General features: G+C 66.3%; 19 protein-coding genes. 2 read left to right on the top strand and 17 right to left on the bottom strand.

Going from position 1 to position 18,383, the window contains the following annotated elements; genetic code table 11:
* The 3 genes from F1640_RS07850 to F1640_RS07860 are packed head-to-tail and all read right to left on the bottom strand — an operon-like array spanning position 1 to position 3,690.
* Positions 1–1,602, bottom strand: a complete 1,602-nt coding sequence (locus F1640_RS07850; protein ID WP_194918598.1) for a carboxyl transferase domain-containing protein — start codon at positions 1,600–1,602, stop codon at positions 1–3.
* On the bottom strand, positions 1,599–2,483 hold the full coding sequence (locus F1640_RS07855; RefSeq protein ID WP_194918600.1) for a TauD/TfdA family dioxygenase: 885 nt from the start codon (positions 2,481–2,483) through the stop codon (positions 1,599–1,601). The genes F1640_RS07850 and F1640_RS07855 overlap by 4 nt, the downstream gene beginning before the upstream one ends.
* Positions 2,484–2,526: 43 nt before the next feature.
* Positions 2,527–3,690, bottom strand: coding sequence for an isovaleryl-CoA dehydrogenase (locus F1640_RS07860; protein ID WP_309229220.1), 1,164 nt, complete (start codon positions 3,688–3,690; stop codon positions 2,527–2,529).
* A gap of 180 nt (positions 3,691–3,870) precedes the next feature.
* Between F1640_RS07860 and F1640_RS07865 the strand changes: the two genes are divergently transcribed.
* Complete coding sequence (locus F1640_RS07865) at positions 3,871–4,716, top strand: LysR family transcriptional regulator (RefSeq protein ID WP_194918602.1); 846 nt, start codon at positions 3,871–3,873, stop codon at positions 4,714–4,716.
* Positions 4,717–4,744: 28 nt separating this feature from the next.
* Here the strand turns inward: F1640_RS07865 and F1640_RS07870 are convergent, their stop codons facing one another.
* From F1640_RS07870 to rpsM, 11 genes are all read right to left on the bottom strand, one after another.
* Positions 4,745–4,942 carry a hypothetical protein gene (locus F1640_RS07870; RefSeq protein ID WP_194918604.1) on the bottom strand — a complete coding sequence of 66 codons (198 nt, stop codon included), beginning with the start codon at positions 4,940–4,942 and terminating at the stop codon, positions 4,745–4,747.
* A 98-nt stretch (positions 4,943–5,040) separates the two neighbouring features.
* A complete protein-coding gene (locus F1640_RS07875; RefSeq protein ID WP_190287234.1) occupies positions 5,041–5,826 on the bottom strand; it encodes an NUDIX domain-containing protein in 786 nt (261 codons plus the stop codon).
* Between the two features lie 405 nt (positions 5,827–6,231).
* A complete protein-coding gene (gene grxD / locus F1640_RS07880; RefSeq protein ID WP_124809371.1) occupies positions 6,232–6,567 on the bottom strand; it encodes a Grx4 family monothiol glutaredoxin in 336 nt (111 codons plus the stop codon).
* Positions 6,568–6,646: 79 nt separating this feature from the next.
* Positions 6,647–6,877, bottom strand: a complete 231-nt coding sequence (locus F1640_RS07885; RefSeq protein WP_194918606.1) for a BolA/IbaG family iron-sulfur metabolism protein — start codon at positions 6,875–6,877, stop codon at positions 6,647–6,649.
* Positions 6,877–7,200 carry a DUF1476 domain-containing protein gene (locus F1640_RS07890; RefSeq protein WP_194918608.1) on the bottom strand — a complete coding sequence of 108 codons (324 nt, stop codon included), beginning with the start codon at positions 7,198–7,200 and terminating at the stop codon, positions 6,877–6,879. The genes F1640_RS07885 and F1640_RS07890 overlap by 1 nt, the downstream gene beginning before the upstream one ends.
* Positions 7,201–7,292: 92 nt before the next feature.
* Positions 7,293–9,515 (bottom strand): prolyl oligopeptidase family protein, encoded by a 2,223-nt coding sequence (locus F1640_RS07895; protein ID WP_194918610.1) that lies wholly within the window; start codon positions 9,513–9,515, stop codon positions 7,293–7,295.
* A gap of 103 nt (positions 9,516–9,618) precedes the next feature.
* Positions 9,619–11,787, bottom strand: coding sequence for a prolyl oligopeptidase family serine peptidase (locus F1640_RS07900; protein ID WP_194918612.1), 2,169 nt, complete (start codon positions 11,785–11,787; stop codon positions 9,619–9,621).
* Between the two features lie 151 nt (positions 11,788–11,938).
* Complete coding sequence (gene rplQ, locus F1640_RS07905) at positions 11,939–12,364, bottom strand: 50S ribosomal protein L17 (protein ID WP_124809376.1); 426 nt, start codon at positions 12,362–12,364, stop codon at positions 11,939–11,941.
* A 117-nt stretch (positions 12,365–12,481) separates the two neighbouring features.
* On the bottom strand, positions 12,482–13,543 hold the full coding sequence (locus F1640_RS07910; RefSeq protein ID WP_124809377.1) for a DNA-directed RNA polymerase subunit alpha: 1,062 nt from the start codon (positions 13,541–13,543) through the stop codon (positions 12,482–12,484).
* A gap of 109 nt (positions 13,544–13,652) precedes the next feature.
* On the bottom strand, positions 13,653–14,042 hold the full coding sequence (gene rpsK, locus F1640_RS07915) for a 30S ribosomal protein S11 (RefSeq protein ID WP_008065643.1): 390 nt from the start codon (positions 14,040–14,042) through the stop codon (positions 13,653–13,655).
* A 54-nt stretch (positions 14,043–14,096) separates the two neighbouring features.
* Positions 14,097–14,465 carry a 30S ribosomal protein S13 gene (gene rpsM / locus F1640_RS07920; protein WP_124809378.1) on the bottom strand — a complete coding sequence of 123 codons (369 nt, stop codon included), beginning with the start codon at positions 14,463–14,465 and terminating at the stop codon, positions 14,097–14,099.
* 502 nt (positions 14,466–14,967) lie between these two features.
* Here rpsM and F1640_RS07925 point away from each other — a divergent pair.
* Positions 14,968–15,306, top strand: a complete 339-nt coding sequence (locus F1640_RS07925; RefSeq protein WP_194918614.1) for a hypothetical protein — start codon at positions 14,968–14,970, stop codon at positions 15,304–15,306.
* Between the two features lie 65 nt (positions 15,307–15,371).
* Here the strand turns inward: F1640_RS07925 and gdhA are convergent, their stop codons facing one another.
* From gdhA to F1640_RS07940, 3 genes are all read right to left on the bottom strand, one after another.
* Positions 15,372–16,727 (bottom strand): NADP-specific glutamate dehydrogenase, encoded by a 1,356-nt coding sequence (gene gdhA / locus F1640_RS07930; protein ID WP_124809380.1) that lies wholly within the window; start codon positions 16,725–16,727, stop codon positions 15,372–15,374.
* 154 nt (positions 16,728–16,881) lie between these two features.
* On the bottom strand, positions 16,882–17,652 hold the full coding sequence (locus F1640_RS07935) for an SRPBCC family protein (RefSeq protein WP_194918616.1): 771 nt from the start codon (positions 17,650–17,652) through the stop codon (positions 16,882–16,884).
* 47 nt (positions 17,653–17,699) lie between these two features.
* On the bottom strand, positions 17,700–18,350 hold the full coding sequence (locus tag F1640_RS07940) for an adenylate kinase (protein ID WP_124809382.1): 651 nt from the start codon (positions 18,348–18,350) through the stop codon (positions 17,700–17,702).
* Positions 18,351–18,383 lie beyond the last annotated feature (33 nt).

Here is an 18,383-nt window from a genome sequence, read left to right on the forward strand (position 1 = left end):
TTACATCCTGAACACCCCGAAGCGGGGCACCTCCGCAACCGGGGCTTCGAGCGTTGCCGCCAGCGCCAGCCCGAGCACGTCGCGCGTCTGGGCGGGATCGATCACGCCATCGTCCCACAGGCGGGCGGTGGCGTACCAGGGGTTGCCCTCGTCCTCGTACTTCTGGCGGACCGGGGCCTTGAACGCTTCGGCCTCCTCCGCGGTCCAGGTGGCGGCATCGCGATGGACCGTGGCGAGCACCGCGGCAGCCTGTTCGCCGCCCATCACGCTGATCCGGCTGTTGGGCCAGGAAAACAGGAAGCGCGGCTCATAGGCGCGGCCGCACATGCCGTAATTGCCGGCGCCGAAGCTGCCGCCGATCAGCACGGTGATCTTGGGCACGCTGGCGGTGGCCACAGCCGTCACCAGCTTCGCGCCGTGCTTGGCGATGCCTTCAGCCTCGTACTTGCCGCCGACCATGAAGCCCGAGATGTTCTGGAGGAACAGCAGCGGAATGCGGCGCTGGCACGCCAGTTCGATGAAATGCGCGCCCTTCTGCGCGCTTTCGGAAAAGAGCACGCCGTTGTTGGCAAGGATCGCCACCGGCATGCCCCAGATATGCGCGAAGCCGCAGACCAGCGTGGTGCCGTAATGGGCCTTGAACTCGTGAAACTCGCTGCCATCGACCAGCCGTGCGATCACTTCCCGGACATCGTAGGGCGCGCGCACGTCCTCGGGCACGATCGCGTAGAGCTCTTCCGCATCGTACTTCGGCGGGCGCGGTTCGCGACGGGCGATGCCAGCATCCCCCGCCGATCCCAGATGCGAAACGATGTCGCGCACGATGGTCAGCGCGTGCTCGTCGTTCTCGGCCAGATGATCGACCACGCCGGACTTGCGCGCGTGGAGATCGCCGCCGCCCAGATCCTCGGCGCTGATCTCCTCGCCGGTGGCGGCCTTCACCAGCGGCGGGCCGGCCAGGAAGATCGTGCCCTGCTTGCGCACGATCACCGTCTCGTCCGACATCGCCGGGACATAGGCACCGCCCGCCGTGCAGCTGCCCATCACGCAGGCGATCTGCGGCACGCCCTCGGCGCTCATGTTGGCCTGGTTGAAGAAGATGCGGCCGAAGTGATCGCGATCGGGAAAGACCTCGGCCTGGTGTGGCAGGTTGGCCCCGCCGCTATCGACCAGATAGATGCACGGCAGCCGGTTCTGGCGCGCGATGTCCTGCGCGCGCAGGTGCTTCTTGACCGTCAGCGGATAGTACGTGCCGCCCTTCACCGTGGCATCGTTGGCCACGATCACGCACTGGCGGCCCGATACGCGGCCGATCGCGGTAATCACGCCGGCGCCCGGCACCTCGTCGCCATAGAGGCCGCCGGCGGCAAGCTGGCTCAGTTCCAGCAGCGGCGATCCGGGATCGAGCAGCCGCTCCACCCGATCGCGCGGCAGCAGCTTGCCCCGCGCGACATGCCGCTCGCGCGATCGCGCATCGCCGCCCAGCGCCGTGCGGGCCACGCGATCGCGCAAGTCCCGCGCCAGCGCGCGGTTGTGCGCCGCGCGGGCCTGCGCCTCGGGGCTGGACAGATCAAGATTGCTGGAAAGGATCGGTGCGGTCACAAGCCTTCGATCTCCGGTCCGATCACCGATACGCGTTCGCCGTATCGGCTGTTGGGGAAGTAATCCCACACCGCGTGGTGCTGGGTGGCGATATTGTCCCAGATGACCAGCGTGTTCGTTTCCCACCGCACGCGGCACTGCGCGGTCAGCGTGGTCTCGATATGCTGGAAGAACATTTCCATCAGCGCGCGGTTTTCGAGGTGCCCCAGCCCCTCGATCCGCGTGGTGAAGCCGCGATTGATCCACAGCGTCGGCCGCCCGGTCACGGGATGGCGGATCACCAGGGGATGCACGGTCTTGTTGTAATGCGTGCCGGCGGCCGGCTCGATCCCGTAGATCGTGCGATAGGGGAACGCGCCATCGTGCGTCGCGCGCAGCGAGCGGGCGAGCGCCTGCACCGGCGCGGACAACCGCGCATAGCATTCGGCCATGCTGGAATAATAGGTATCGCCACCGCCGCCTTCGGGCATCTCGTGCATGTAGAGCAGCGAGGCGGCGATCGGCGCGGGATCGCAGCTTACGTCGGTATGCCAGCCTTCGCCCGCCGTCGTTTTCGACTGCGCGTTGGTGCGCACCGGATAGACCGCCGGGTCTGCCGCCCCGCGCGCCGCGCTCAGGGCGTGGACGTGTAGTTCCCCGGTCCCGAACAGCCGCGCGATCGCCTTGTGCGCCTCCCGATCGAGCCGCTGGTCGCGCACCACCAGCACCATGCGTTCCGCCAGCAGCGCGCGCAGCCATTCCTCGCCCGCGGCGTCCAGCCGGGTCAGGTCCAGCCCGGTGATCTCGGTGCCGATCACGGGATTGAGCCGGTCGAGCTTGGCGCCGGCGGGCGCGCCTCCGGCCAGTACAATTCCGTCAGGGGCCTCGGTCAGGGTATTCATGGGTATTCCTCCACCTGCGTTGTAGGGTCAGAACCCTAGGCGATCAGGCGGCCCCGATAAGTTCCCGCCCGATCAGCATCCGGCGAACTTCGTTCGTGCCGGCGCCAATGTCGAGCAGCTTCGCATCGCGCAGGTAGCGTTCGACCGGCCAGTCCTTGGTATAGCCCGCCCCGCCCAGCGCCTGCACCGCCTCGCCCGCCGCGCGGAAGGCGTTCTCGCTGGCCAGCAGGATCGCGCCGGCCGCGTCGAAGCGGGTGGTCTGCCCGGCATCGCAGGCGCGCGCCACGGCATAGACATAGGCCCGCGCCGATTGCAGCGCGACGTACATGTCCGCGATCTTGGCCTGCATCAGCTGGAACGCGCCGATCGGCTTGCCGAACTGCTTGCGTTCGCGGACATAGGGGATGACCGTATCGAGGCAGGCCTGCATGATGCCGAGCTGGAGGCCCGACAGCACGACGCGCTCGTAATCGAGGCCCGACATCAGCACGCCCACGCCGCCGTGCAGCGGCCCCATCACGTTCTCTTCGGGCACGAAGCAGTCGTTGAACACCAGCTCCGCCGTGGGCGAGCCGCGCATCCCCATCTTGTCGATCTTCTGACCGATCGAGAAGCCATCGAAGTCCTTCTCGATCAGGAAGGCGGTGATCCCGCGTGATCCCGATTCCGGCGCGGTCTTGGCATAGACCACCAGCGTATCGGCATAGGTCGCGTTGGTGATCCAGAACTTGGTGCCGTTGAGCACATAGCCGCCCGAGGTGGCATCGGCACGCAGCTTCATGCCGACGACGTCCGACCCGGCGCCCGCTTCCGACATGGCTAGGCTGCCGACATGTTCGCCCGAGATCAGGCCCGGCAGGTACTTCGCCTTCTGCTCATCCGTGCCCCAGCGGCGGATCTGGTTGACGCAAAGGTTGGAATGCGCGCCATAGGACAGGCCGATCGAGGCCGATGCCCGGCTCACTTCCTCCACCGCGATCACGTGATCGAGATAGCCGAGGCCCAGGCCGCCCCATTCCTCTTCCACGGTGATGCCGTGCAGGCCCAGCTCGCCCATCGCCGGCCACAGCTCGCGCGCGAACCAGTCCTCCGCGTCGATCCTCGCCGCCAGTGGCGCGATCTTCTCGTCGGCGAAGCGCGCGGCGCTTTCGCGGATCATCAGGGCGGTTTCAGGCAGGCCGAAATCGAAATCAGGCGTCGCGCGCACGGCATCCTCCCAAGACTTGCCCGGATACGCCCGAGACAGCGCACCCCGCAGCCATCAGCAATCGACGGGACGAGGCGCGGCCGGTCAAGGCCGGAGGCATCCTGTCCCACGCCCCTTGATACCATCGATGATATCGTCGGCGAAATTGAAACATCGCGCGAAGTTCGATAGATAAAATCTATGATGAAACGCACCCATCTGCGCCAGTTCCTGGCGGTCGTGGAAACCGGCGGCTTCACCGCCGCCGCGCGGCGCGTCAACGTGACGCAGCCCACCTTGTCAGTGGGCATTGCCGAGCTGGAGCGGCTGGTCGGCGCGCCGCTGTTCGTGCGCGACCGGCGCAACGTGCGATTGACCGAGGCCGGCAACCGCCTGCTGGCCCATGCCCGCGCCATCGAGCGGGAGTTCCGGCTGGCCGAGGCCAGCCTGCGCAGCGAGGCCGACCTCGCCCCGCCGCTGCGACTGGGCATCCTCGCATCGTTGCCGACAGCCTTCCTGACCCGGTTGAGCGCGCGCTTCGCCGGGCCGGAACCGCTGGTGCTGACCGAAGGGAGCGATGCCGAACTGCGGCGCAAGCTGGGCGAAGGGCAGATCGACGCCGCGCTGACCCTGCTGCGCGAAGGCGAGGATGCCCGGCCGATCATCGACGAAGGCTATCGCATGATGCTGCCGGCAAGCCACCGCCTGGCGGGGCGCGCGACGCTCGATCCGGCCGAACTGGCGAGCGAAACCATGATCGCGCGCCGGTCCTGCGAACTGCTTGCCGAGACCAGCCGCTTCTTCACGCAGCGCGGGGTGCGGCCCCGCTTCCTGCTGCGCAGCGCCAACGACGACCGCTGCATGGCAATGGTGCGCGCCGGCATGGGCGTGACCACGGCGCCGGAATCGCTCCGCTGCGAAGGCGTCGTCGCCGTGCCGCTCGACGGATACGACTTCCGCCGGCGCATCGGCCTGATAGACGGCAAGACGCAGCGCGATGATGCCCGGTCCGCCCTGCGGCTGGCCTGCGCGAACGCGGTTGGCTGAAGCGCCGGATAACGGCGCACCGGACGGGTCAGCTGCCTTTCCAGACCGCCCAGCCGACAATGGCCCAGAGCGTGACCGACAGCATCAGCGGCGCGGTCATGCGCAGCGCCGCAAGCGCAGGGCGCACGCCGTCCGGACGCCTCGCCACAGCTTCGATCTCCGGCCCTCCTCCACGATCGGTCGCAGCGAGGGATATGTCGAACGGGTGCTGGCATTCGGCTGGCATAGGGTGGTCTCCGGCCAACACTGTGCCGGATAGATGCGCTCATCTGCCTACCCACGCCACCCGCGCGGTGCCTTAGGAAAAATACGGAGAGGAAGCCGCTAACCGCGCATCGCGCTGTCGATCGGCTCCGCGTGGACCGGATACCCCGCATCCTCGGGGATGGTCAGCCATCTCGCCCCATCGCGCACGGCGACCGCCGGCGTGATCGTGACCACCGGTGTCGCCCGCGCGTGTTCGAGGCACGCCGCAAAGTCGTCGAACTGGGCCAGCCGTTCCAGATTGCGCCGCGTCGGGAAGATCACCTGAATTTCGCCCAGATCCGCCAGCCGCAGCGCCTCGCGCGCGCTGGCCCAGAACAGGTGCGTATTTTCCGTGGCATCGACCGCCACGTCCACCGCCCCGGTTCCCAGGTCGGCAATATAGAAGCGCGTGTCGAAGATGCGGGGCGCGCGGTGCTTCGGCAACCAACGCGCGAACGGGGTCAGCCGGTCGAGCGCGAGCTGCCAGCCGAACGCCTCCAGCACCGGCGCCAGCGCGCCCCGTTCGATCAGCATCCGGCGTGCGGCCACCGCCGTCTCCGCGGTCACGTTTCCGACAACGCCGATGGCCAGCCCGGATTCCTCCAGCGTCTCGCGGATCGCCGCCACGCGTGCGGCGGCATCGTCCAGATCGAGATCGCTGCGAACACGCTCCGCCAGATCGTAGTCCGCCCGGTCGATCCTTCCACCGGGAAAGACCGTGGCGCCACCCGCGAACCGCATCGCGCCGGAGCGTTCGAGCAGCAGCACCTGCGCCGCGCCGCCGGCCGGGTCGCGGCGGAACACCACCAGCGTTGCCGCCGGAATGGCGAGAGGCAAATTATCGGCGTCGTCGAAATCTTCCATGCAATCCCAGCCATCCCGCGCGTGTTTTGCAGCATCATGCTCGTGCCACCGCGGCTTGCCAAGCTGCCCCTTTTCCCGGGGGTGTCGGAAACCTTGACAATGGAGCGAAATGGGAGACGGCGCATCGTGCCAAAACCTCCATTTTCAAGGGAATTTGAAAACTGGCACGGGTCGTGCTTATGGAGAGATGTCCCGAGAATAGTCTTCTTGAGGGGCGGAACCCGACCTGGTCTCCCAAGGGTTCCGCCTCTTCCCGGGGCTCCCGCACCGACGACATCGGCATAAAAAAACGCGGTCCATCCGGAGATGGAGCCGCGTTCATTCGATTGCCAACCGATGTAAAACGATCTGTCGGAGAATTTTACATTTGCCGCGCAAACGCCCGATCGGATTGGCGAAACCGCGTTACTGCGCGGAAACGCCCGAATCCTGCAGAAGCTGCTGCAACTCACCGTCCTGGAACATTTCCATCATGATGTCCGAGCCGCCAACGAACTCGCCCTTGACGTAAAGCTGGGGAATCGTCGGCCAATCCGAAAACTCCTTGATGCCCTGGCGGACTTCCATGTCCTGCAACACATCGACGCTGGCGTACTCCACGCCCAGGTGATCGAGGATGGCGATGGCCTTGCTGGAAAATCCGCATTGCGGAAACAGCGGCGTGCCCTTCATGAAAAGGACGACGTCATTGCCGTTCACGATCTCGGCGATACGGGCCTGTGTGGCATTCTGGGTCGACATGGCGGAGGAATTCCTTTCTCGCCGCTCAAACTGGGAACTGCGGACGCCAGTTACAAGCGCCTTTGCGCAGGTTCTGCGTTCAGGCGGCGGCCGTGGTCAATTGCAAGGCGTGCAGCACACCGCCCATGCGGCCACCCAGCGCGGCATAGACCGCCTTGTGCTGGGCCACGCGCGACAACCCCTGGAACGAGGGCGACACGACATGGGCGGCATAGTGATCGCCATCGCCGGCAAGATCGGTAATGGTCACGTCCGCGTCCGGCAGCGCGGCGCGGATCATCGCCTCGATCTCGGCCGCCGCCATCGCCATCAGGCTTCGCCCATCAGCTGTCGGCGCGCATCCACCGCCTTGGCGTCCATCGCCGCGCGGATTTCGGCCTCGTCGGTTTCGACTCCGGCCGATACCAGATCGCCCAGCAGCTTGCGGATCACGTCCTCGTCACCGGCTTCCTCGAAATCCGCCTGGACGACGGACTTGGCATAGGCTTCGGTTTCGGCGGCATCGAGACCCATGCGTTCGGCCGCCCACTGCCCCAGCAGGCGGTTGCGCCGCGCATGAATGCGAAACAGCGTTTCCTCGTCACGCGCGAACTTCGTTTCTTCGGCGCGCTCGCGATCGTCAAACATCGTCATGGCCAGTAAGTCCCTTCGGTCTTTCCCGAAGCGGATAATGAGCCTGCGCCCAGCCCGCAAGGGCGCATCGCGGTTTTCGCCACCGCTGGCGGCTATTCCACCTTCAGTCCCGTCCAGTAGGCCAGGAACGAAAGCACGTCCGCGCCCGACGTGATGATCTTCTCCACCGGCTTGCCCGATCCGTGGCCGGCCCGGCTTTCCACCCGCAGCAGATGCGGCTTGTCGCCGGTCTCGCTGGCCTGCAGCGCGGCGACGTACTTGAAGCTGTGCGCCGGCACGACCCGGTCGTCGGTGTCCGCCGTGGTCACCAGCACCGCCGGGTAAGCCGCACTATGCACGTTGTGGTAGGGCGAATAGGCGCGCAGCACGCGCCAGTCCGCTTCCTTTTCAGGGCTGCCATAGTCGTCCACCCAGAACCGGCCCGACGTGAACCGGTCGAACCGCAGCATGTCCATCACCCCCACATCGGGGTTGGCCGCCGCGAACAGGTCGGGCCGCTGGTTGACCACCGCGCCCACCAGCAACCCGCCGTTGGAGCCGCCCTGCACCGCCAGCCCGTCACGCGGGGTGATGCCCTGGCGGATCAGGTATTCGCCCGCGGCGATGAAATCGTCGAAGCTGTTCTGCTTCCGGTCCAGCCGTCCTGCGTCATGCCAGGCCTTGCCGAACTCCCCGCCCACGCGGATGTTGGCCAGCGCGAACACCCCGCCCGATTGCAGCCACGCCATCCGCACCGCCGAAAAGCCCGGCGTCAGCGAAATGTCAAAGCCGCCATAGCCGTAGAGCAGCGTGGGCGCGGCCTTGTTGGCCTGCGCCAGCGCCTTGCTGCGCACGATGTACATCGGCACCATCGTCCCGTCCTTCGACGGATAGGTGCGCTGCTCCACCACGTAATCCGCCGGGTTGAACGCCAGGCGCGGCATGATGAACGGCGTCGCCTTGCCCGAACGCATGTCGAAGCGGAAGATCGCCGGGGGCTGGTTGAAGCTGGAGAACTGGTAGAACGTCTCGGGATCGCCCGGTCGACCCACGAACCCGCTGGCCGATCCGATCGTGTCGAGCGTGATCGCGCGCGAGGGACGCCCGGCGAAATCGGTAACCATCGCCGTCCGCGCACCGTCATGCAGGTAGGACAGGATCAGGCGGTTGCCGATGATGGCCCCGCTGTCGAGCGTGTCGGTCCGCTCCGGGATCACCTCCTGCCAGGCGGGGGTCTCGCGCGACAGATCCAGCCGCGTCATGCGGTAATGCGGGGCGCCGGCGTTGGTGATGAACCACAGCCGGTCCCCCATGCCTTCCACGAACTTCCAGTCGTGTTCGAAATCGGGGACGATCGCGCGGACCGGCCATTCGCCCTTCACGTGATGGCGCAGGTCGATCACATGGACGGCGTGGCGCGGCAGCGTGCTGATCTCGCTGGTGATGACCGCCCAGCGCCCGTCCGAACTCACCATGGCCTTGTGCGACCACTCGGGATGATCGGGGGTGGCATAGACCAGCTGGTCCTCGGCCTGCGGCGTGCCCACGCGATGATACCAGATCGCCTTGTTGTAGGTGGGCGCGCGGTATTCTTCCCCGGCAGGCGGCTGCGGGAACCGGGAATAGAGGAAGCCCTCGTCGCCGATCCAGCCGATCTGCGTGTCGTTGGCCCAGTCCAGCCTGTCGTCCAGCACCTTGCCGTTCTGGACATCGACAACGCGCACCGTGCGCCAGTCGCTGCCGTCTTCCTGCACCGTGTAGGCCAGCAGGCGCCCGCCGCGCGACGGCACCCAGGCATCGAGCGCCACCGCTCCGTCCTTCGACCAGCCGTTGGGATCGATCAGCAAGCGCCCCTGCTTGTCCTCCGCACCCTGCACATAGAGGGCGGACTGGTTCTGCAAGCCACCGTTGCGCAGATAGAAATAGTTGCGCCCCGCCTTGCGCGGCAAGCTGAAGCGCTCGAAGTTGAACAGCGCGCGGATGCGGGCTTCCATCGCGCCGCGCCCCGGCAGTTGCGCCAGGTAGGCCGCGCTCGTCGCGTTCTGGCGCTTTACCCAATCGGCCACATCGCCGTTGCTGCGCAAGTCCCCTTCCAGCCAGCGATAGGGATCGGCCACGTCCTGCCCGAAGACATGCTCGACCAGCGGATCGCGCCGGGTGACGGGGTAGGCGGCCTTGGGCAGAACCAGCCGCGCGGGCGGCACGGGCGCATGCTCGGCATGGACGGGCGCAACGTCCATATCGATACCGTCGCTGGCGCTGCCGCCGGCGGCCCATGCCGCCGGGGAAAGAAGCGCCAACACGGCACCCAGCCAGAGGCGTGGCACGCGCGGCATGATCCTGTGTCCTGCTCCCAAACCTATTGCGCAGAATGTCTATCTGCTTGTTTCAACAACCTAGCACCGACCACGGCGCCAAGGCGAGCGCGATTTGCACCGGTTATGGCCGGGGTGACAGGCCCGTCCAGTGCGCCAGGAAGGCATAGACGTCCGCGGTTTCCTCGATCTGCTTGGCCACCGGCTTGCCCGATCCGTGCCCGGCGCGCGTTTCGATGCGGATCAGGTGCGGCTTCGGCCCGATGTCCGACGCCTGCAACGCCGCAGCATATTTGAAGCTGTGCCCCGGCACCACGCGATCGTCGGTATCGGCGGTGGTCACCAGAATCGCCGGATAGGCCGCGCCCGCGCGGATATTGTGGTAGGGGGAATAGGCGCGCAGCACGCGCCAGTCGGCTTCCTTTTCCGGATAGCCATAGTCATCCACCCAATAGCGCCCAGCGGTGAACTGGTCGAAGCGCAGCATGTCCATCACGCCCACCGCCGGATGGGCCGCGGCGAACAGGTCGGGCCGCTGATTGACCACCGCCCCCACCAGCAACCCACCGTTGGAGCCGCCCTCGATGGCCAGGCCGTTCTTGGGCGTCACCCCGTTGGCGATCAACCATTCGCCGGCCGCGATGAAATCGTCGAACACGTTCTGCTTCCTCGCGCGCCGGCCGGCATCGTGCCAGGCATCGCCATATTCGCCGCCGCCGCGCAGGTTCGCCACGGCATAGGCCCCGCCGCTTTCGAGCCACGCCATGCGCGCGGCGGAATAGGCGGGCGGCAGGCCGATGTTGAAGCCGCCATAGCCGTAGAGGATCGTCGGCACCGGCCCGCTGGCATCCTTGCGCCGCACCACGAACATCGGCACTTTCGTGCCGTCCTTCGACGGGTAGAACACCTGGTCGATGCGGTAGTCTTCCGGCCGGAACGTGAGCTTGACCGGCTGCCACACCGCCGTCTTGCCGCTCGCGCTGTCGAACGCATGGACCGTGCCCGGCGTGGTAAAGCTGGTAAAGGCGAGGTAACCGTTGGCCCGCCCCGGCTTGCCGCTCAACCCCGCCACCGTGCCCGGCCCCGGCAGCGTCGCCGTGCCCAGCGGCTTGCCGTCGAGCGTGAACAGCCGCAATTCGGACTTCACGTCCTTGAGATAGGCCGCGACGATGCGGTCGCCCACGATATGCGCCCATTCGAGATTGCTGTCGCTTTCGGGCACCACGGTCGTGAACACCGGCTCCGGCCCGGACAGGTCCACCCGCACGATCTTCTTGAGCGGCGCGCCATCGCCCGAAACGAACCACAGCCGGTCGCCCACGCCATCGATCAGGTCCCACTGCGCCTTCAGGTCCGGCACCAGCGGCTTCACGGTCCAGTCGCCCCAGCCGATCGGCGCGACATGCACGATCGCCAGCGGGTCGGTGCCTTCATGGCTGGACACGACCATCCAGCGCCCGTCGCTGGTCACGCTGGCGCCGTGCCCCAGCTTGGGGCGGTCCGGCGTCGCGTAGACCGCCCGGTCCTGCGACTGGGGCGTGCCCAGCTTGTGGTAATAGATCGTCTGGTCGTAGTTCAGCGCCTGGAAGGCCGCGCCCTGCTTCGGTTCGGGAAAGCGTGAATAGAGCACGCCGTCGTCGCCCGCCCAGGCGATCCCGCTGAACTTCACCCAGCGCAGCTCATCGGCCAGCGATGACCCGTCCGCCGCCCGCACGAATTTCAGCGTGCGCCAGTCCGAACCGCCGTCCTGCACCGTATAGGCCAGCAGGTTGCCATCCGGCGAAGGCTTCCACGCATCGAGCGCGGTCGCCCCGTCCTTGGCCCAGGTGTTCGGATCGAGCAGCACGCGGGCGGTGTCCGCCGGCGCATCTTTGTCGCGCACCAGCAGCTGCGCCTGGTTCATCAACCCGCTGTTATAGGCATAGAACAGCCGGCCGCCCTCTTCCACCGGCACGCCATAGCGCTGGTAATCGAACAGGGCGTGCAGCCGCGTCTCGAACGCCGCACGCTCGGGCAATTGCGCGAGATAGGCGGCGGTGAACGCGCTTTGCGCGGCCACCCACTGCTCCACCGCCGCATCAGTGCGAACATCCGCCTCGAGCCAGCGATAGGGATCGGGCACCTTCTCGCCGAAGGCTTCGTCGACGACGGGGCCGCGTGCCGTGGCGGGATAGGCGGGAAGCGAAGGAGTCTGGGATGTCACGGAAGCAGCCTGTGCGGTGAAGAGTGGTACGGTCCCGAGCGCGAGCGCGGTCGCCGATACGAAAAGCCCTGCTGTGCCAATCTTCGCCATGCGCCCTCGTTGTCTCTGTCCGGAACCGGACCTCCAACGTAATTTGCCGCGCCCTTGCGGCAAGGCCGGCCGGGCCGCGGCAACAAAAGAAAACGGGCGGAAGCCACCTGGCCCCGCCCGTTTTCTTTTGTTGCGATGACGCGAAGCGCGATCAGGCGGCTTCGTATTCGTCCTCGTCGGCCGTGATGACCGGACCGGAATCCTGGCCCTTGGCCGAGGTGTCACGGTCGATCAGTTCGATCACGGCGATCGGCGCGGCGTCCGAAGCGCGGTAACCGGCCTTGATGATGCGGGTATAGCCGCCGTTGCGATCAGCATAGCGGGTGGCCAGCACGTCGAACAGCTTCACCAGCTGCGCATCGTCCAGCAGACGGGCGTGGGCCAGACGGCGGTTGGAAAGGCCGCCCTTCTTGGCCAGCGTGATCAGCTTTTCGATATAGGGACGCAGTTCGCGCGCCTTCGGCAGCGTGGTGGTGATCTGCTCGTGCTTGATCAGCGAGGCAGACAGGTTGCGCAGCAGCGCGATGCGGTGGGACGAGGTACGACCCAGCTTCCGCTGGCCCAGCTTATGACGCATGTTTCTTTCTCCGTTCGTAGGGGGGCCGTATCAGGTACCCCGATCCAGGCGGCCATTGCGGGGCGCCGCCCATTGCCCCATGCAACGAAGCCCCGGCGTGGTGCCGGGGCGACGTGCTTAGCCCAGCAGCTCCTGTTCGAGCTTCTTGGCCATTTCCTCGATGTTTTCCGGCGGCCAGCCGGGGATGTCCATGCCAAGGCGCAGGCCCATCGACGACAGGACTTCCTTGATCTCGTTGAGCGACTTGCGGCCGAAGTTCGGCGTGCGCAGCATCTCGGCCTCGGTCTTCTGGACCAGATCGCCGATGTAGATGATGTTGTCGTTCTTGAGGCAGTTGGCCGAACGCACCGACAGCTCTAGTTCGTCCACCTTCTTGAGCAGGTAGCGGTTGAGCTGGTTGGCGTCGTTCTCTTCCGGCGTGTGCGCGGCAAGGCCGGCCATCGCGGGCACGTGGCCGGTCGGCACCTGATCGTCGAAGTGGACGAACAGCGCCAGCTGGTCCTGGAGGATGCGCGCGGCATAGGCCACGGCGTCTTCCGGCGTCACGGTGCCGTCGGTTTCGACCGTCAGGCTCAGCTTGTCGAAGTCAAGCTCCTGGCCGATACGGGCGTTGTCGACCTTGTAGGAAACCTGGCGCACCGGCGAATAGAGCGAGTCGATCGGGATCAGCCCGATCGGCGCGTCGGCCGGACGGTTCGACACGGCGGGGACATAGCCCTTGCCGGTATCGCAGGTCAGTTCCATGTTGAAGGTCGCGCCTTCGTCGAGATGACAGATCACGAGATCCTTGTTCATCACCTCGATGTCGCCGGTCACGGCGATGTCGCCGGCCTTCACTTCGCCCGGCCCGGTCGCCGAAAGCTGGAGACGCTTCGGGCCTTCGCCCTGCATCTTCAGGGCGATCTGCTTCACGTTGAGCACGATGTCGGTCACGTCCTCGCGCACCCCGGCGAGCGACGAGAACTCGTGCAGCACGTTCTCGATCTTGATCGAGGTGACGGCAGCACCCTGCAACGACGAGAGCAGCACGCGGCGAAGCGCATTGCCGAGCGTCAGGCCGAAGCCACGCTCGAGCGGCTCGGCGACGAACGTCGCACGGCGCTTCGGATCAGAGCCGGGCTTGATCTCGAGATTGTTGGGCTTCTTCAGTTCCTGCCAGTTCTTGATGTTGACAGTCATGGAATTCCCCTGGGGTTTGTCGGGACGCCGGCCGTCGACTGAGGGAGCCGCGGACCGATCGGAATTGGGCGGGCGCGTCAGGTACCGTGACGCGCCGCCAAGGGCAGGATCAGACGCGACGGCGCTTCGACGGACGAACGCCGTTGTGCGGGATCGGCGTCACATCGCGGATCGCGGTGATCGTGAAGCCGACCGCCTGCAGCGCGCGCAGCGCGCTTTCGCGACCCGAACCCGGGCCCTTCACTTCGACTTCGAGCGTGCGGACGCCGTGTTCGGCGGCCTTCTTGCCCGCGTCGTCCGCCGCAACCTGCGCGGCATAGGGCGTCGACTTGCGGCTGCCCTTGAAGCCCATCATGCCGGCCGAGGACCAGCTGATGGCGTTGCCCTGGGCGTCGGTGATGGTGATCATGGTGTTATTGAAGCTGGCATTGACGTGCGCGACACCACTGGTGATGTTCTTGCGCTCCCGCCGCTTGATACGCTGAGGTTCGCGAGCCATTTCTTGAAATCCTGTCGAGAAACCGTTGGAAGATCTGCCTTGTAAGGCGCGATCTTACTTCTTCTTGCCGGCGATCGGCTTGGCCTTGCCCTTGCGGGTGCGGGCGTTCGTGTGCGTGCGCTGGCCGCGGACCGGCAGGCCCTTGCGGTGACGCAGGCCGCGATAGCAGGCCAGGTCCATCAGGCGCTTGATGTTCATCGCGGTTTCGCGACGGAGATCGCCTTCCACGGTGTGTTCAGCGTCGATCGTTTCACGGATCTGGAGCACTTCGGCGTCCGACAGATCCTGTACGCGGCGGCTGTGATCAATGCCCAGCTTGTCGGCGATCTGCTTCGCCTTGAACGGGCCGATACCGTGAATGTAAGTCAGCGCAACGATAACACGCTTGTTGGTGGGGATGTTGACCCCGGCAATACGAGCCACTTGTTTCTCCTGCTCCACAGGGGAGGAGCCGATCCGGCCGCAACCCCCATCTCATCGCGTTTCACCCGCTCAACGGCAAAAAGCCCGGACAGCGCAGTCTTGTTCGCGCTTGCCGGACGTCTCCCTGAAATCGAGTGAAAGGCGCGCTTAGGCGGATTCGCAAGCCGCGTCAACAGAAAGCTGCGCGCGCGGAACAGGGCATGACACGATCATGCCACCACGCGAAGATGCTGTGACAAGCATCATAGCCAAGACCGGGTCCGAGGTCAAAGGAAGCCGATCACCCTGCGGTCGCGCACCTCCGGTTCGGCCATGTGAGATCCCAATTTACAAGCTTTTACAATCACAAGGTCCGTTCCGGTTTATGATCCGGCCACCGTTCCCCGGGCGCGATTCGGAAGGCTGCACCGCTTCCGGCACGGCCCTTTCGCGTCGGAATGCGGTTTCGCGACGGCGCCCGTGACGGGGAACGGGAAAACGGAATACCGGTGGGAGGCATGACTTGATACGCGTTATCCTTATAGCCACCGCGCTGCTGCTCGCCGCCTGCAGCCTGTTCGGCGGGCCGGCTTCGGCCGATGTCGAGAAGGTAGCGCGTGAACAGATGGTCGCAGGCCTGCCGCCGTCGCTGGAAGCCCATGCCCGCGAAGCGCTGATCACGGCGGCCGCGCGCGCGACTGTCGCCTCCAGCGGCCCATGCAACGCCGCCAACAGCCCGGACGGCGCCTATGCCTGCACCGTGCAGGTGACCTCCACCCCGCCGGGATCGAGCGCGCCGATCACGCAGCAGTTCGTGGTGGTGCTCAAGAAGGAGCAGAGCGGCTGGGTTTCGGCTTCCTGACCACCACGCCCGTTTGGCGCACCCATGGAAAGGCGGCATCGCCCGGCGACGCCGCCCGCTCCGCTTCAGACGACGCCGAACGCCAGCATCGCATCCGCCACTTTCTTGAAGCCGGCGATGTTCGCGCCCTTCACATAGTCGATATAGCCGCCGCCCTGATCGCCATAGGCAAGGCACGAGCTGTGGATGCCGGCCATGATGTCCTTCAGCATCTGCTGCAGCTCGTCTTCCTTCCACGCGCGGCGTTCGGAATTCTGGCTCATTTCCAGCCCCGAAACCGCCACGCCCCCCGCGTTGGACGCCTTGCCGGGGGCGTAGAGGATCTTCGCCGCCTTGAACACGTGCACGCCGTCAAGGTCGGTCGGCATGTTGGCGCCTTCCGACACGGCGCGGCACCCGTTGGCGATCAGCGTCTTCGCGTCCTCACCCAGCAGTTCGTTCTGCGTGGCGCAGGGCAGCGCGACGTCACACGGCACGCCCCACGGCGTCTTGCCTTCGTGGAACGTCGCGGCCGGGAACGCCTCCACATAGTCCTGGATGCGGCCCCGGCGGTGGGTCTTGTGCGTCTTGACCCAGTTGATCTTTTCCTGGGTGATCCCGTCCGGATCGTGGATGAAGCCGCCCGAATCGGACAGCGTCAGCACCTTGCCGCCCAGCTGGACGATCTTTTCCGCCGCATGGGTGGCGACATTGCCCGATCCCGAGATCACCGCCGTCTTGCCGACAAGGTCTTCGCCTTTCGTCGCCAGCATATTGGCCAGGAAATAGACCGCGCCATAGCCCGTCGCCTCGGTGCGGATCAGCGATCCGCCCCATTCCAGCCCCTTGCCGGTCAGCACGCCGGTAAAGTTGTTGGTGATCCGCTTGTACTGGCCGAACATGAAACCGATCTCGCGGCCGCCCACGCCGATGTCGCCCGCCGGCACGTCCACGTCGGCGCCAATGTGGCGATAGAGCTCGGTCATGAAGCTCTGGCAGAAGCGCATGATCTCGCGCACGCTCTTGCCCTTGGGGTTGAAGTTCGATCCGCCCTTGCCGCCGCCCATCGGCAGCCCGGTCAGGGCATTCTTGAAGGTCTGCTCGAACGCCAGGAACTTCAGCACGGATTCGGTCACCGAAGGGTGAAAGCGGATGCCGCCCTTATAGGGGCCGATCGCGTTGTTGTTCTGCACGCGCCAGCCACGCTGGACGCGGATGTTGCCGTTGTCGTCCTCCCAGCAGACCCGGAACGAGACCACCCGGTCCGGCTCGGCGATCCGCCGCAGGATCTGCTGCGCGTGGTATTCTTCCTTGTCGGCGATGAAATCGAAAATGTCCTCGGCAACCTCCTGCACCGCCTGGACGAACTCCGGCTGGTACGGGTTGCGCTTCTTGACGCCTTCCATGAAGGTCGGCAGGTCAACATGATCGGAAACGGCCACGGTCTTCTCCCCTTGCGCCATGCCTGGTTGGCTGGCTTCGGAACACGCCTGCGGCCCGTGTCGCGCCTGCCCCGGTTCAGTCCGAGTCGCGCTTTTGTTTCCGGGACATTAGCCGTTTTTCGCGCGGGCAAAAGAGAGCGCGCGCACAGGCGGGTCAGTGCCGTGGCGGCGTGCCCTGCCGCTTCGGCGGTGCCTTCTTCAACGCGGCATCGAACGCCGCCCGGGCGGCATCGTTGGCCGCATCGTCTCCGCCCGGCGCTGCTGGCGCAGGCGCCGCGGACGCAGGCGCCGCAGCTGCCTTCGCGGGTTGCGCGGCGGGCGCCTTGCCGGGCTTGGGCGCAGCAGCAGCGGCAGGAGGAGCAGCAGCCGGGGCCGTCGATTTGGCAATATGCGCGGCCAGCAGCGAAATCTGCTCCGCCAGCATCCGGTCCACCGCCGGCGCGATCTGATCGACCTTGTAGCGCATGTACCCGCCGACAACGTATTCCCAGGTGATGTGCGTGCCCGTGTCGGTCGCGCGCAAGGCCAGGGTCAGCGTGCCGGTCAGCGCTTCCGACTGGAGCGGCCCCAGCGCGCCGCTCAGCCGCAGCACGCGGTTCGGCTCGACGTAGATCACGCGCATGTGCTGCACGCCGCCGGCCTGCTGCGTGGCCGGTGCGCCCTTGGGCGGAGGAAAACGCTCGCAGAAGCAGCCGCCCACGGTCGGGCTGAGCGAAAGGTTGGCCCCGCTGCCGGAAAAGGTGTGGGCCGAAGACCACCAGGCGCCGGGCGTGGTCATGGCGCGCCACGTTTCGGCCGGCGTGGCGGCGACGTCGGCCACTTCGCGGACCACGAAGCCGACATCGGACTGCGCCGTCACTTCGGCTGATGCGGGCGTGGCGATCGCACCCGCCAGCAAGGCGCCTACCAGAACCGTATTCCGCACAGGCGCCCCCTTGGCTTGACTCTCAGCCTAGTCCCGTCAGCGCCAGTCTATCCGTTCTTGAGAATCGCCTCAATAGCGGCGGTCACGGCGTCCATTTCGGCCATGCCGTCCACGCGCGAAACGATGCCGCGCGCCTCGTAGATCGGCAGGATCGGCGCGGTCTTGGCGCGGTATTCGGCCATGCGCGTGCGGACGGTTTCCTCGTTGTCGTCGGGGCGGCGCTTGAACTCGTGTCCGCCGCACTTGTCGCAGGTGCCGGCGACCTTGGGCTGCTCGAATTTGTCGTGATAGCCTTTGCCGCACGTCGCGCAGGTGTAGCGGCCGGTGATGCGCTCGACCAGCGCGTCCTCGTTCACTTCCAGTTCGATGACGTGATCCAGCGCGCGGCCCCGGCTGGCGAGAATGGCGTCCAGCGATTCCGCCTGCGGCGCGGTGCGCGGATAGCCGTCGAAGATGGCGCCCTGCCCCGCCGGCATCGCGTCCAGCTCGTCCCCGATCAGTGCGGAGACGATCTCGTCCGACACCAGCTCGCCCGCTTCCATCACGGCCTTGGCCTTCAGCCCCACCGGCGTGCCGGCCTTGACCGCGGCGCGCAGCATGTCGCCGGTCGAAAGCTGCTTCATGCCATGGCGTTCGACCAGGCGCTGCGCTTGCGTGCCCTTGCCCGCTCCCGGCGGCCCCAGCAGGATGATGTTCACTTCGGCATTCCCCCTTTTCTGCACCTCTCCGAG

It is taken from the genome of Novosphingobium sp. NBM11 (assembly GCF_015390225.1).
Classification (GTDB): Bacteria; Pseudomonadota; Alphaproteobacteria; order Sphingomonadales; family Sphingomonadaceae; genus Novosphingobium.

Bases quoted from the DNA above. Each gene is read 5' to 3' on its own strand.
- rplQ (WP_124809376.1), bottom strand. From the start codon at position 12,364: ATGCGTCATAAGCTGGGCCAGCGGAAGCTGGGTCGTACCTCGTCCCAC.
- F1640_RS07890 (WP_194918608.1), bottom strand. From the start codon at position 7,200: ATGACGATGTTTGACGATCGCGAGCGCGCCGAAGAAACGAAGTTCGCG.
- F1640_RS07885 (WP_194918606.1), bottom strand. From the start codon at position 6,877: ATGGCGATGGCGGCGGCCGAGATCGAGGCGATGATCCGCGCCGCGCTG.
- F1640_RS07865 (WP_194918602.1), top strand. From the start codon at position 3,871: ATGATGAAACGCACCCATCTGCGCCAGTTCCTGGCGGTCGTGGAAACC.
- F1640_RS07895 (WP_194918610.1), bottom strand. From the start codon at position 9,515: ATGCCGCGCGTGCCACGCCTCTGGCTGGGTGCCGTGTTGGCGCTTCTT.
- F1640_RS07875 (WP_190287234.1), bottom strand. From the start codon at position 5,826: ATGGAAGATTTCGACGACGCCGATAATTTGCCTCTCGCCATTCCGGCG.
- F1640_RS07855 (WP_194918600.1), bottom strand. From the start codon at position 2,483: ATGAATACCCTGACCGAGGCCCCTGACGGAATTGTACTGGCCGGAGGC.
- F1640_RS07870 (WP_194918604.1), bottom strand. From the start codon at position 4,942: ATGCCAGCCGAATGCCAGCACCCGTTCGACATATCCCTCGCTGCGACC.
- grxD (WP_124809371.1), bottom strand. From the start codon at position 6,567: ATGTCGACCCAGAATGCCACACAGGCCCGTATCGCCGAGATCGTGAAC.
- F1640_RS07910 (WP_124809377.1), bottom strand. From the start codon at position 13,543: ATGACTGTCAACATCAAGAACTGGCAGGAACTGAAGAAGCCCAACAAT.
- F1640_RS07900 (WP_194918612.1), bottom strand. From the start codon at position 11,787: ATGGCGAAGATTGGCACAGCAGGGCTTTTCGTATCGGCGACCGCGCTC.
- rpsK (WP_008065643.1), bottom strand. From the start codon at position 14,042: ATGGCTCGCGAACCTCAGCGTATCAAGCGGCGGGAGCGCAAGAACATC.